Raw genomic sequence first — 13,667 nt, 5'->3', positions numbered from 1 at the left:
GCGTCATGTCCGCCGGCTCGGGCGGCGGGCCTGCGACGCAGACCCGCCGCCCCGCTGCCCCTTCGCGGTCCCGCGAGAGAGCCGGCGACGCGAGCCGGGGAAGGGGCTCAGGCGGCGTTCACCGTCCACTTCTGGTTGGCGGTTCCGGCGCACGTCCAGATCTGGAGTCGGGTGCCGTTCGCCGAGGAGTTGCCCGTGGCGTCCATACACTTGTCGGCCTGTATGTTCACGATGTCACGGGCCGCGGGAACGGCCCACCGCTGACCGGCGCCTCCGGTGCAGTCCCAGAGCTGCAGCTGGGCGCCGTCGGCGGTGCTGTTGTCCTTGACGTCCAGGCATTTGCCGAGGGCACGGATCGAGCCGTCGGCGCCGACGGTCCACTTCTGGGCGGCGGTTCCGTTGCAGTCGTAGAGCTGTACGGCCGTTCCGTTGGTGGTCGAGGCACCGGCCACGTCCACGCACTTGCCGCCCAGCCCCGTGATCGAGCCACCCGCCCCGCCCGCGCCGCCGTCACTCGTGGTGACGTGCACATAGTCGATGACGAGCTGTTGCGGGAAGGTGGTGTTGCCGTCGGGGTCGCCGGGCCAGTAGCCGCCGACCGCGAGGTTCATGATGATGAAGAACGGCTTGTTGAACACCCAGCTGTTGCCGCCGAGATCGGCCGGTGTACGACGCTGGTAGACGTTGCCGTCCACGGACCAGGTGATGGAGTCGGGCGCCCAGTCCACCGCGAACGTGTGAAAGGCATCGGCGAACGCCTGCCCGCCGGGCAGGGAGTAGCCCGCGCCGATGCCCGCCGAGCCCGAGTACCCGGGACCGTGGATGGTGCCGTGGACCGTGCCCGGCTCGAAGCCGACGTTCTCCATGATGTCGATCTCGCCGCTGTTGGGCCAGCCGACGCTGCCCAGGTCGTCGCCGAGCATCCAGAACGCCGGCCACATGCCCTGACCGCGCGGGATCTTCATCCTGGTCTCGACGTGCCCGTACGTCGACGTGAACTTGCCCGACGTGTTGAGCCGCGCCGAGGTGTACTCGCACCTGCCGTACCAGCACTGGTAGTTGCCGGGGTTCTCCCTGCGAGCGGTGATGACCAGATTGCCCTGGCCGTCGAGGGCGGCGTTGCTGTTGCCCGCCGTGTAGTACTGGCGCTCGTGGTTGTTGACGTTGTCGCCGGTCTCGGTCTGCCACTTGCCGCTGTCGACCGCGGATCCGGCGGGACCGTCGAAGTCGTCGGAGAAGGTCGTCGCCGCGGGGGCGACGTGCGGCGCGGGAGCAGGTGCGGCGCCGACGGGGGCCGCGGTCATCACACCGGAACAGCACAGCAGGGCAACGACGTACAGCGCCAGTCGGCGCCGGCGGGGGGTTCGCACAGTCATCACATCACTTCGCGTGGGGGATCATGCACATGCCAGATTGCAGGGTGAACCAGCACCCGAGTGAGGGCGCGATACCGCTTGTCGATTCACTTCTTGATTTAAGTGACGGTGCGATAGGGCGTCAAGAAGCTGGTACAGACCTTTTGTTGAGGGAGTTGCCCGCGGTTCTCGTTCGGGTGTTGAACACCCGTCGATCCGGGCTCGCCTCCAGGACTCCTGGGCTGCGCGGCCCCTCGTTCGCGGGAACCGCGCCGCCCATCGCGCTGCCGGTTACGGGATCCCCGCTCCACCGCCAGGGCCTGATGGCCTGACGCGCCACGCGAATGGCGGAGGATCGGGATGCGGGCTCCGTGCCACTGGACCACGTCGGCATGTCACGGACCACGTCGGCACGTCACGGAGGCCAATCGGCTCACAGGCAGGTTTCCGGCCGCGCGAAAGAGGCTACCCAGCATGCGCGGTGGTGGGGCCGGTCGCCACTGCCACCCGGAACCGCGGAGGCGCCATGTCACGGCTGGAGAACCCACAGTGGAGTCCACCTGAGGAGTCTGTGCCCGAGAGCCCTCGTGTACTCATGGGTTGCCGGATCCGGGAGATCTTGGTGACAACCGATCACAAGAAGATCGGCAACATGTACCTCGTCACCTCGTTCGCCTTCTTCCTGCTCGCCGGAACGCTGGCGATGATCATGCGCGCCGAGCTGGCACGACCGGGCCTGCAGCTCCTGGATCCGGCGCAGTACAACCAACTGTTCACCGTACATGGCACGGTCATGATGCTGCTGTTCGCGACGCCCACGTTCGCCGGGTTCGCGAATGCCATCATGCCGCTGCAGATCGGCTCGCCCGACGTGGCCTTCCCGCGGCTCAACGCACTGACCTACTGGCTGTTTCTCTTCGGAGGTCTGATCGTCGTCAGTGGGCTCGTCGTTCCCGGCGGTGCCGCCTCCTTCGGCTGGTTCGCCTACGCCCCGTTGAACAGCGCCATCCGCTCGCCCGGGGCCGGCGGTGATCTCTGGGCGATGGGGCTGGTCCTGAGCGGCATCAGCACCACTCTGGGGTCCGTGAACTTCATCGCCACGATCATCTGCCTGCGTGCCCCGGGAATGACGATGTTCCGCATGCCGATCTTCACCTGGAACATCCTCTTCACGTCCATCCTGGCGTTGCTGGCGTTCCCCGTACTGACAGCGGCCCTGCTGACGCTGATGGCGGACCGCAAGTTCGGTGCACACGTCTACGACCCCGCCAACGGCGGAGCAGTGCTCTGGCAACACCTGTTCTGGTTCTTCGGACACCCCGAGGTCTACATCGTCGCGTTGCCCTTCTTCGGCGTGGTGACCGAGATTCTCCCCGTGTTCAGCCGCAAACCCGTCTTCGGCTATGTCGGCATGGTGGGTGCCACCATCGCCATCACCATGCTCTCGGCAACCGTCTGGGCCCACCACATGTTCGCCACCGGGGCCGTGTTGCTGCCCTTCTTCTCCCTCATGTCGTTCCTGATCGCGGTGCCGACCGGTGTGAAGTTCTTCAATTGGATCGGCACGATGTGGAACGGAAGCCTCTCGTTCGAGACCCCGATGCTCTGGGCCCTGGGCTTTCTCGTCACCTTCCTCCTGGGCGGCCTGAGCGGTGTCCTCGTCGCGTCGCCGCCTCTGGATTTCCACGTCACCGACAGCTACTTCGTCGTCGCCCATCTGCACTACGTCCTGTTCGGCACGATCGTCTTCGCCATGTTCGGCGGCTTCTACTTCTGGTGGCCCAAGATGACCGGCAAAATGCTCGATGAGCGTCTGGGCAGAATCCACTTCTGGACGCTGTTCGTCGGATTCCAGATCACCTTTCTCGTCCAGCACTGGCTCGGTGAGATCGGGATGCCCCGCCGGTACGCGGACTACCTCGCTGCCGACGGCTTCACCCTGCTCAACACCATCTCCTCGGCGGGCGCCTTTCTGCTCGGGCTCTCCACGCTGCCGTTCCTCTACAACGTCTGGAAGACCGCCAGGTACGCACCCAAGGTGAGTGTGAACGATCCCTGGGGCTACGGCCGTTCACTGGAATGGGCGACTTCGTGCCCCCCTCCGCGGCACAACTTCGAGGCGTTGCCAAGGATCCGTTCGGACTCGCCCGCTTTCGATCTGCACCACCCCGAGGCGCTGAGGCCGACAGCGGCAGAACGCGGCGGAGGCACGTCCATCCCGGACACGCTCGGGGGGCGGAGCGAGTGAAGCCGGAATCCCAACTCTTCGCAGGCGTGGCCGTGTTCTTCCTGCTCACCGATGTCGCCTACATCTGGTTCGCGCGCGAACCCGCCGGCACCGCGGCCCTCACCGTTTCCTTCCTCATGTCGGCACTCATCAGCCTCTTCTGCGGCGTGAACCACCGCAGGAAGGGCACGAGACCGGAAGACCGCCGGGACTCGGAGATCCAAGAACGCTCCGGCCTCGTGGACTTCTTCCCCCCGCACAGCACCTACCCTGTGGTCGTCGCTGTGGGCATGGCGCTGATGGGCCTGGGCGTGGTCTACGCGCTCTTCCTGTTCGTCATCGGACTCGGAATCACCCTCGCCGGGGTCTACGGCATGACGTTTCAGTACGCGGGGCGGGACGACTGAGCACGGAAGGGCGGGGCGCCCGGAGCGGTCTTCTCGGCGCGGCTCCGCGGGAACCGTGAGCGGGCCCTCCGGTGTTCCGGACACCTCGGCGCCCCGTTCAGCGGGTCCAGTGCACACCAACGGCGGCACTCCCGCAGGTGTGGCGGGTGACGGGGCGTACGCCTACTGCTTCTCCGTCTCGCTGACCGGTTCCTTGAGCCTTTCCGAGATCTGTGCGCGGTGCTCTGCCGATGTGGGCATTTCGACGCGATCGCGGTAGTACCACCTGCTCAGCAGGGAGCGGACTCGCGCCCGGCGAGGTGCTCGGCTGTCCGGAGCGTCAAGCGGCCGGGGAACGTCCCTCACCAGTGCCCGATAGCGCCGGGCAGCATCGAGTGGCCGGTGGCTGTCACTGATCGCACCGTAGACGTTCTGCCCGACCCGGCCCGTCTCCTCCCCGCGTTCCAGGACCTGACGCTCGCGTGCCTGCAAGGCGAGGCACACACGTTTGGTGACGAGGTAGGCGATCACCGGCCCGACCACCAACGCGATCCTGAGCACCCATGTCAGTGTTTCCACCGAAACCCGGAAGACAAGTGCCGTGACGTCGTTGCCGCCCGCGGCCAGCAGTACCGCGTAGAAGACGACGGCCCCCACGCCCAGGCCCGTGCGCGTGGGCCGGTCCCGGGGCCTGTCGCACAGATGATGTTCCATCCCGTCCCCCGTGATCCACTTCTCGAAGACGGGATACAGGTAGAGGACCAGGAAGAACACGCCTGGCAGCAGCACCGCCGGGATGAGCACGTTCCACGAGAGAGTGTGTCCCGCCACCTCGTTCTCCCAAGGCGGCATGAGCCGCAGGGAGCCTTCCAGGAACCCCACGTACCAGTCGGGCTGCGAGTCGGAGGAGACCTGATCGGCGCGGTAGGGGCCGTAACTCCAGACCGGGTTGATCTGCGCCGTGGCGCCCAGCCAGGCGGTGACACCGGCGACCATCAGGCTCAGCCCCGCCGACTTGGCGACGAAGTGCGGAAACATCGGCTGCCCCACCGCATTGCGGTTGGTCCTCCCGGGAGCCGACCACTGAGTGTGTTTCAGGTAGACGACCATCACCAGGTGGAACAGCACCAGGCCGATGAGAAGACCAGGGACGAAGAGGACATGGACGACGTAGAGGCGCGGGAGGACGGAATGGCCGGGGAACGCGCCGCCCCACAGGAAATGACTCAGGTACGTACCCACGACGGGAAGGGACAGCACGATGGTGTTCGCGGTACGCAGACCGGTTCCGGACAACAGGTCGTCAGGCAGCGAGTAGCCGCAGAAGCCCTCCAGGAGAGCCAGGAGGAACAGCGTCACGCCCACCATCCAGTTGACCTCCCGCGGCCGGCGGAACGCACCGGTGAAGAACACCCGGAGCATGTGCACCCCCAGGGCCGCGACGAAGATCAGAGCGGCCCAGTGGTGCATCTGCCGAATCAGCAGCCCACTGCGCACATCGAAGCTGATGTGCAGCGTCGAGGCGTACGCCTGTGAGGCTGTCAGCCCCTGGAGGGGACCGTAGGAGCCGAGATAGGTGCCCGGTTTCATGCTGGGGTCGAAGAACAGTGTCAGAAAGCTGCCGGTCAGCACCAGAACGATGAGGCTGTACAGAGCGAGTTCGCCCAGCAGGAACGACCAGTGGTCCGGGAACGCCTTGCGCATCACGCCCTGGGCGACCTGTGAAAGAGGTGTTCGGCGGTCGGCTGCGGCATAGCCCGCCTGGGCGATCCGACGCGTCTTCTCCTTGAGCATGCGTCTGCGTCTGGGGAACAGAAGCACCGGTCGACTCCCTCTTCGGCTTGCGGGTGGCACACCGAGAGGCGCGCCCACGGCACACACCGCACCACTGGGCACTATGGGGCTTGTCCGGCACACACTCCCGCATTACGCAGAACAGGGGCACGGCCTTCCCACGATCGCGCCCGACGAGCACCACGTGGACCGCCGCCCGCTCCTCCGGACACGCACGACGGCCGCCGCGCCGACGGCGAGCGCAGCGGCGGACCGGGCCGGCCGGGCATTGCGGCCGGCGAGGTTCACCCGGAACAGACAGCCACATGCGCGCGAAGCCTCCGGAGGATCCCACTCGGCAGGGCGAAACAGCTCCCTCCTGACCCCCGGCTCGAAGAGGCCGGAACCCTCGAAATGGCCGGAACCCCCGAGAGGGCCGGAACCGCCGGCGCGTGCTTCGCGGCGGAGAGGAGATGCGGGAGCCCACACGCGGCGAAGATGCGGGAGCCCGCTCCCGGAGCGAGCATCGATGGTGTGGGTGAGTGCTCCGTTGCGTGTCCCGCCGCTCTCCGGATTCGCGCGGAGCATCGAATGGCTCGCGAGGGGAGAGGCATGGCCGACGACCGGAGCGGGCCGGTGCTTCCCCGGCACCGGGGCCCGCTGTCCGCCGCGACGTGCGGCTCTCTCCGGGGACGGTGCACGTTGCCGGACACTACGGTGGCGAGCCGGGCCGACCCTTACGGTGACGACCTTCAGCTGGCGTTGTACACCTGCTACGAATTGCATTACCGGGGTTTCGACGGAGTCGATCCCGGTTGGGAGTGGGATCCCTCGCTTCTCGCGATCCGCGCCGTGTTGGAGGAGCGCTTCCTCACCGCTCTGCGCCGTGACACGGACGTTCAGCAGCCACTGGACGATCTCCTGGCCGGGCTGCTGATCGAGCCTGTCGACGGGGGCGGCGCACCGGAGTTCCTTGAGGAACGGGGCACGTTGGAACACCTTCGCGCGTACGCGAAACAGCGTTCCCTCTACCACCTGAAGGAGGCGGATCCGCACGCCTGGGTGCTGCCACGCCTCAGCGGTCGCGCCAAGGCAGGCATGGCCGCCGTCGCATTCGACGAATTCGGCGGCGGGAGGGCGGACCGTGTGCACGCCCGGCTGTTCGCCGACCTCATGTCGGATCTCGGCCTTGAAACGGAATACGGGCACTACCTGGACACCGGCCGCGCCGAGATGCTCGCCCTGGTGAACGCCATGTCGCTCTTCGGGCTGCACCGACACCTGCGCGGTGCCCTGGTGGGGCACTTCGCCGCTGTGGAAATCACCTCGTCCCCGGCCTCCCGGCGCCTTGTACGCGCCATGGAGCGAACCGGTGCCGGGCCGTCCGCGGAACGCTTCTACAGCGAGCACGTGGAGGCCGACGCCGTGCACGAGCAGATCGTACGGCGTGATGTGATCGGCGGACTCCTCGACGAGGAACCGGAGTTGGAGCCGGACATCGCGTTCGGCATCATCGCGACATCACACCTGGAGGACCGCCTCGGTACCCGCCTCCTCGCGGCCTGGGGCGCGTGAGGGACGCGCCGGCGCGTCGCCGCGCGTCCGACCGGACTGGAGCTCGGCCGACCGCTCCGAGCGGCAACCGGGACCATCCGAAGAGACCGTGGAACAGCGGTCCGGTCCTTCCGACGGGAGCAACCAGATGCACCGGATGAACCAGATGGCTGATGAACTCGTTGAGTCCTCGGGACCGCTTCTCGTCACGCTACCGGGGGTCTACGCACCGCAGTGCGACACATGGTTGCTGATGGCAGCACTCGACCGCGAGAACATCGGCCCCGGGACGGCTGTTCTGGACATCGGAACGGGAAGCGGGGCCCTGGCCGTACGGGCCGCTCAGCTGGGCGGAGAGGTGACGGCCGTCGACATCGCGCGCCGGGCGGTCGCGACAGCGCGCCTCAACGCGATTCTGCACCGTCGCCGCATCACCGTGCGCCGCAGCGACCTGACCTCCGCCGTGCGTGCGCACTCCTACGACCTCGTGCTGTGCAACCCGCCCTACGTGCCCGCTCCCGCGGCGGGCGTTCCCGGGCACGGCGCCTCTCGGGCCTGGGACGGCGGAGCCGACGGCAGATCGGTCGTCGACCGCGTCTGCGCGGGCGCGCCTGCGGTGCTGCGCCGCGGCGGGGTGCTCCTGATGGTGCACTCCGGACTGTGCGACCCCGGCGCGACGCTGAAGCGTCTCGGCCTCGTGGGCCTGGAGGCGACCGTCAGCCACCGTGTGCGCATCCCGCTCGGACCCGTTCTGCTCTCAAGAACGCGCTGGCTGCGCGAGCGGCACCTGTTGGAGAACGAGGAAACAACCGAGGAGCTGGTGGTCATCCGTGCCGAACGAACCTGATGCCCCGCGGCGTGTCACCGTGACCGAACGCGGCCCCCTGCTCGTGGAGGGGCCGGTGGAAGTGACGGGATCCGACGGCGCCACCCATGTCTCGGACCGCTTCGTCGTCGCGATCTGCACATGCCGACGCAGCCGCATTTTCCCCTGGTGCGACACCAGTCATCGCCGCCGCACCGGGCAGCACACGGCCTGCCCGGACGGCTCGGCGCCGGACCCCGCGTCGGACCCGAGGCGGGGCGACGGCCACCGACGGTGACCCGTGGGTAAGCATTGCCCCCTGCCGACCGGGCGAATCCGCTTCCTTCGAAAGGAACCGAAAATGTCCGACAACGATGTGAGCAAGCGAAAAGTGCTGGCGATAGTCTCGAACTACGGCGTCGAACAGGACGAACTCCTGGTCCCCCTGGAGCACCTGCGGGGCTGGGGCGCCGACGTGGAGGTCGCCGCGGTGTCGTCAGACGATGTCCGCACGCTCGTGGGTGACAAGGAACCGGGCCGCACCGTGCCGCCCGACAGCACGCTGGAGCACGTGGATCCGACAGACTACGACCTGTTGCTCGTGCCGGGCGGCACCCTGAACGCGGACACGCTGCGCGTGCAGGAAACCGCCGTCGAGATCGTCCGTTCCTTCGCTTCCTCCGGCCGTCCTGTGGCAGCCATCTGCCATGGCCCGTGGGCCCTGGTCGAAGCCGGTGTGGTCGAGGGAAAGACCATGACCTCGTATCCCTCCCTCAAGACGGACATCCGCAACGCCGGCGGCGAATGGACCGACGAACCGGTGGTCACCGACGATGCGCACGGCTGGACCCTCATCACCTCGCGCCGCCCCGGCGATCTGGAGCCGTTCCTCCGCGAGGTGGATGCGGCACTCGCCGTCGCCCGGTGAATCGACGGCCCGGTCCTCGGGGCACCCGGCGTGGTAGCGGCCCGCATGAACCCGTATGGTGCGAATGATCGAAGATCGAACGGGGCACATCCATCCCGTGAACACGCGTAGGAAATTCCTGGGAGCCGCCACCGCAGTCGGCACCATGGCGTTTGTGGGCGACCCCCCTGCCGCAGCCGCGGGAGAGGGCGATCCAGGACCGGACTCGACTGCCCCGGAACTCCGGGCCCGCAACGCGATCTATGCGGTGGACAACGAAACGCAGAAGAACTACGACGCGCTCCGGGACGAGTTGATCAAGCACCTCAGCCCGGTCATCGTCATTCAGAATGACGACAGAGGTGGCCTCTACACCCTCATCCACAAGGGGGAGCAGGAGTCATTGCACCCCGTGTCCGAGATCTTCGAGCTGGCCAAGTCGATCGCGCACGCTCCGCTGGGCATCTACTCGATCGTCGCGCCGTACCTGAGCCGCCGGATCCCGAACCTCCCCGGCTCCGCCCGCCTCGACCAGCACGACGTGGACATGGTGGCGTTCAAGGAGCCCGGAACAGTCGACTGGGTCGGCCCACTTCAGGCATTCGCCACCACCCTGACCACCGCTCGGCAGCAACTCGGCACCGCGCACCTGCCGCAGGAGCTGGAGGCGTCGAGCGCGCGGATCCTCGACGCCGCGCTCACGTTCACCCGCGACTCCGTGCAGCGCGGTTCCTTCGACATGAGGTCGTTCGAGAGCTTTACGGCCGGTGTGAACGACGCTCTCGGTACCAACATGAGGTATGCGACTCGGGCGCAGATCGACGGCGTGCACGACCTCATGAAGCGGTGGCGGGACCAGGTCGGCACGAAGGACTGGCCCGGCCTGTACATCGTCGTTCTGTCGATCTGGACGACGTCCGCCCTGAACCAGAACTCGATTGTCGTCAAGCAGTTCATGGACCCCGCGACGGCGGAATCGCACCTCATCGACCTGCCCACGGCCCAACCGCCCGCCGATCCGGTCTTCGTCGCTCTCGACAACGTGGCCCGGATCGTGCAGGACAACGTAGCGGCGGAGATGGTGTTCCCCGTCGACCGGAGACTGGCGGACGCGCTGAAGGGGCCCGAGGACCTGCTGGCGCAGGAGATCCTGCACCAGCTCGCCTGCCCGCGTCGGAACAGGACGGCGAGCACGGCCAGGCACTGCGGCGACACTGCCGGCAGAACTCCGGCCGCCGGGGAACGACCCGATGCGCGGCCCCGTGTTCAGATCGACGAGTCACTCACCGCACGGGAGGCCGGCCGAGCGCAGGCCGGGCACAGCCCGCGGTAGGTGATCTCGACCTCGGACACCGTGAAACCGAACCGTTCCACCGGCGGAAGGTCGGCCAGCGGGTTGCCGCTCGGGTGGACATCGCGGATGGTGCCGCAGCCGGAGCACACCAGGTGCTGGTGCGGGTGATGGGCGTTGGGGTCGTAGCGCTTGGCCCGGCCGTCGGTGGAGACCTCTACGACCTCGCCCAGGGTGACCATCTCGCCCAGGGTGTTGTAGACGGTCGCCCGGGAGATCTCGGGCAGCCGCTGTGCCGCACGGGCATGCACCTCGTCGGCCGTGAGATGCACGTGGTCGCCGTCGAGGACCTCGGCAACGACGCGCCGCTGGGAGGTGATCCGCCAGCCACGCCCTCGCAGTCGCTCCAGCAGGTCGCTCATATCGGTTCACCTCTTCGGGTTCTGCGGGATTCCCCAATTTACCAGCTGACGTCCGGGTTCTGATGGGATGTTGATTTGGTGCACTTCTTGACTTGGACTCCGTCCATCGTAGGATCGGTTTGGGCGACAGCCAAGGGACAGGAAGACGTCAGTACGGCATGAGACAGAGATGTGAAGGGGCCACCGCCGAGGAACTGCGCGGTGCCGCACCGCGGGTGACGGTTGCCCGCAGGGCACTGCTCAAGGTGGTGGGGGACGGTGATCACCTCGGCGTCGAGGCGATCGCCCCCGGGGCGCGCGACCGCGTGGGCCGCCCGGTCTCCCTTCACGTCGCGCGTGGGCCCGTCCACGCGTCCGCCGCTACGGGACTCGTACGCCGCATCGAACCAACACGACGAGCCGGCCCGGTTCGAGGGACGCATCGGTGGCAACCACCGCGTCAGGTACCGGTCGTTCGCTGTCGTGGCCGCCGTCGTCCGCGCGGTCGGCGAGGCGCGCCACTCGACCGCGTCGGACGGCCACGGAATCTCGATCGGCGAGACCGTGGCCATCCACTGGGGCCTGCGCCCCGGCTGTTGCACCGCCCGCAGTTCCTGAGCACCGCGATCCGCCCAGTCCCGGAAGGATTCCCATGTCTGAGAACCATGACGCAACCGTCCAAGACGCCGCAACGGAGGGCGGAGGCGGTTGCCCGGTCGCGCACAGCCGCGCCCCGCACCCGACTCAGGGCGGCGGAAACCGCCAGTGGTGGCCGGATCGGCTCAACCTGAAGATCCTTGCCAAGAACCCTGCCGTGGCCAACCCCCTCGGTGAGGAGTTCGACTACGCCGAGGCGTTCAAGAGCCTCGATCTCGCCACCGTGAAGCGGGACATCGCGGAGGTGCTGACGGACTCGCAGGACTGGTGGCCGGCCGACTTCGGTCACTACGGCCCGTTCATGATCCGGATGGCGTGGCACAGTGCGGGCACGTACCGGATCAGCGACGGCCGCGGCGGCGCCGGCGCCGGTCAGCAGCGCTTCGCTCCCCTCAACAGCTGGCCGGACAACGGGAACCTCGACAAGGCCCGACGTCTGCTGTGGCCGGTCAAGAAGAAGTACGGTCAGAGCATCTCGTGGGCCGACCTCCTGATCCTCACCGGCAATGTCGCCCTGGAGTCGATGGGCTTCGAGACCTTCGGCTTCGGCGGCGGCCGGGTGGACGTGTGGGAACCCGACGAGGACGTCTACTGGGGCCCCGAGACCACCTGGCTCGGCGACGAGCGCTACACCGGCGACCGGGATCTGGAGAGCCCGCTCGGTGCGGTCCAGATGGGCCTCATCTACGTCAACCCGGAAGGACCGAACGGCAACCCGGACCCGCTCGCCGCGGCCCGCGACATCCGCGAGACGTTCCGGCGGATGGCGATGAACGACGAGGAGACGGTCGCCCTGATCGCCGGCGGCCACACCTTCGGCAAGACCCACGGCGCGGGCCCGGCGGACAACGTCGGCCCCGACCCCGAAGGCGCCCCGCTGGAGGAGCAGGGCCTCGGCTGGAGGAACTCCTTCGGCACCGGCAAGGGCGGCGACGCGATCACCAGCGGTCTTGAGGGCATCTGGACGAACACTCCGGTGACCTGGGACAACAGCTTCTTCGAGATCCTGTTCGGCTACGAGTGGGAGTTGTTCCGGAGCCCCGCCGGTGCGAACCAGTGGAGGCCGAAGGACAACGCGGGCACCGGCACTGTCCCCGATGCCCACGACGCGTCGAAGACCCACGCCCCGACGATGCTGACGACCGACCTGTCACTCCGGTTCGACCCGGCCTACGAGCAGATCTCGCGACGTTTCCTCCAGAACCCCGACGCGTTCGCCGACGCCTTCGCCCGCGCGTGGTTCAAGCTGACCCACCGCGACATGGGACCGATCGTGCGCTACCTCGGCCCGGAGGTGCCGTCCGAGACGCTGCTGTGGCAGGACCCCCTTCCCGCGCTGACGCACGAGCCCATCGACGCCGAGGACATCGCCTCTCTCAAGGACCGGATCCTCGCCTCGGACCTGACGGTGTCCCAGCTCGTGTCCACCGCGTGGGCGTCGGCCTCGTCCTTCCGCGGCAGTGACAAGCGCGGCGGCGCCAACGGTGCGCGCATCCGCCTCCAGCCGCAGAGCGGGTGGGAGGTCAATGACTCCGACCAGCTGGCGACGGTGCTGCGCACCCTGGAGGGGATCCAGGAGACCTTCAACGCCGCCCGGGCAGGCGGCAAGCAGGTCTCGCTCGCCGACCTGATCGTGCTCGCCGGCGCAGCGGCCGTCGAGCAGGCCGCCAAGGACGCCGGGTTCGACGTCGAGGTGCCCTTCACGCCGGGCCGCGTGGACGCGACGCAGGAGCAGACGGAGGTGGAGTCGTTCGCAGCCCTTGAGCCGACCGCCGACGGGTTCCGCAACTACCTCGGGAAGGGCAACCGGCTGCCGGCCGAGTACCTGCTGCTCGACCGGGCGAACCTGCTGACCCTGAGCGCGCCCGAGATGACGGTCCTCGTCGGTGGCCTCCGTGTCCTGGCCGCGAACCACCAGCAGTCACCCCTCGGTGTCCTCACCGCGACCCCCGGGGTCCTGACCAACGACTTCTTCGCCAACCTGCTCGACCTGAACACGACGTGGAAGGCGACGTCCGAGGACGCGAACACGTTCGAGGGGCGTGACGCCACCACGGGCGAGGTGAAGTGGACCGGAAGCCGTGTCGACCTCGTCTTCGGGTCGAACTCCGAGCTGCGGGCGCTCGCGGAGGTCTACGCGAGCGACGACGCGAAGAAGAAGTTCGTGGCCGACTTCGTCGCGGCGTGGGGCAAGGTGATGGACCTCGACCGGTTCGACCTCGTGTGATCAGGGCGTCCAGGCCGGTCGGCGCGCACCGACCGGCCTGGAGGGCCGCCGTCGGCGTTGTCTGTGGTCGGGGGCCTTCTCGGT

The 13,667-nt window shown here is 67.8% G+C and carries 11 protein-coding genes and 1 pseudogene; 9 read left to right on the top strand and 3 right to left on the bottom strand.

The window, feature by feature from the left end; translation table 11 throughout:
• Window positions 1-107: 107 nt before the first annotated feature.
• Window positions 108-1,304 (bottom strand): family 16 glycosylhydrolase, encoded by a 1,197-nt coding sequence (locus ACFVUT_RS02180; RefSeq protein ID WP_389643598.1) that lies wholly within the window; start codon window positions 1,302-1,304, stop codon window positions 108-110.
• A gap of 646 nt (window positions 1,305-1,950) precedes the next feature.
• Between ACFVUT_RS02180 and ctaD the strand changes: the two genes are divergently transcribed.
• Entirely contained in the window at window positions 1,951-3,603 is a 1,653-nt protein-coding gene (gene ctaD, locus ACFVUT_RS02175) for a cytochrome c oxidase subunit I (protein ID WP_389643595.1), read from the top strand.
• The gene (locus tag ACFVUT_RS02170) at window positions 3,600-3,989 is read left to right on the top strand and encodes a cytochrome c oxidase subunit 4 (RefSeq protein ID WP_389642820.1); all 390 of its coding nucleotides are present in this window, start codon (window positions 3,600-3,602) and stop codon (window positions 3,987-3,989) included. Before ctaD ends, ACFVUT_RS02170 begins: the two co-directional genes overlap by 4 nt.
• Before the next feature lie 162 nt (window positions 3,990-4,151).
• On the opposite strand, the gene ACFVUT_RS02165 is transcribed toward ACFVUT_RS02170, so the two are convergent.
• On the bottom strand, window positions 4,152-5,762 hold the full coding sequence (locus ACFVUT_RS02165; RefSeq protein WP_389643592.1) for a cytochrome bc complex cytochrome b subunit: 1,611 nt from the start codon (window positions 5,760-5,762) through the stop codon (window positions 4,152-4,154).
• A gap of 591 nt (window positions 5,763-6,353) precedes the next feature.
• On the opposite strand from ACFVUT_RS02165, the gene ACFVUT_RS02160 reads away from it, so the two are divergent.
• The 5 genes from ACFVUT_RS02160 (at window position 6,354) to ACFVUT_RS02140 (ending at window position 10,340) form a co-directional block, all read left to right on the top strand.
• The gene (locus ACFVUT_RS02160; RefSeq protein ID WP_389642816.1) at window positions 6,354-7,316 is read left to right on the top strand and encodes an iron-containing redox enzyme family protein; all 963 of its coding nucleotides are present in this window, start codon (window positions 6,354-6,356) and stop codon (window positions 7,314-7,316) included.
• Between the two features lie 127 nt (window positions 7,317-7,443).
• On the top strand, window positions 7,444-8,142 hold the full coding sequence (locus ACFVUT_RS02155) for a HemK2/MTQ2 family protein methyltransferase (protein WP_389670896.1): 699 nt from the start codon (window positions 7,444-7,446) through the stop codon (window positions 8,140-8,142).
• Window positions 8,126-8,398 carry a CDGSH iron-sulfur domain-containing protein gene (locus ACFVUT_RS02150; protein ID WP_389642810.1) on the top strand — a complete coding sequence of 91 codons (273 nt, stop codon included), beginning with the start codon at window positions 8,126-8,128 and terminating at the stop codon, window positions 8,396-8,398. Before ACFVUT_RS02155 ends, ACFVUT_RS02150 begins: the two co-directional genes overlap by 17 nt.
• Window positions 8,399-8,461: 63 nt before the next feature.
• A complete protein-coding gene (locus ACFVUT_RS02145; protein WP_389642807.1) occupies window positions 8,462-9,028 on the top strand; it encodes a type 1 glutamine amidotransferase domain-containing protein in 567 nt (188 codons plus the stop codon).
• A gap of 145 nt (window positions 9,029-9,173) precedes the next feature.
• Complete coding sequence (locus ACFVUT_RS02140; RefSeq protein WP_389643589.1) at window positions 9,174-10,340, top strand: hypothetical protein; 1,167 nt, start codon at window positions 9,174-9,176, stop codon at window positions 10,338-10,340.
• Here the strand turns inward: ACFVUT_RS02140 and ACFVUT_RS02135 are convergent.
• Window positions 10,274-10,720 carry a Fur family transcriptional regulator gene (locus ACFVUT_RS02135; RefSeq protein ID WP_389642804.1) on the bottom strand — a complete coding sequence of 149 codons (447 nt, stop codon included), beginning with the start codon at window positions 10,718-10,720 and terminating at the stop codon, window positions 10,274-10,276. The genes ACFVUT_RS02140 and ACFVUT_RS02135 overlap by 67 nt on opposite strands.
• Before the next feature lie 158 nt (window positions 10,721-10,878).
• Between ACFVUT_RS02135 and ACFVUT_RS02130 the strand changes: the two are divergent.
• Together ACFVUT_RS02130 and katG are read left to right on the top strand one after the other, a co-directional pair.
• Window positions 10,879-11,317: pseudogene (locus tag ACFVUT_RS02130) on the top strand (transcriptional repressor).
• 34 nt (window positions 11,318-11,351) lie between these two features.
• Complete coding sequence (katG, locus tag ACFVUT_RS02125) at window positions 11,352-13,583, top strand: catalase/peroxidase HPI (RefSeq protein ID WP_389642801.1); 2,232 nt, start codon at window positions 11,352-11,354, stop codon at window positions 13,581-13,583.
• The last annotated feature ends 84 nt before the right edge of the window (window positions 13,584-13,667 follow it).

Origin of the sequence: Streptomyces sp. NPDC058051 (assembly GCF_042885475.1) — a bacterium.
Classification (GTDB): Bacteria; Actinomycetota; Actinomycetes; order Streptomycetales; family Streptomycetaceae; genus Streptomyces.
The sequence above is the reverse complement of the archived record's forward strand: the minus strand, read 5'-3'. Positions and strand labels throughout refer to the sequence as shown.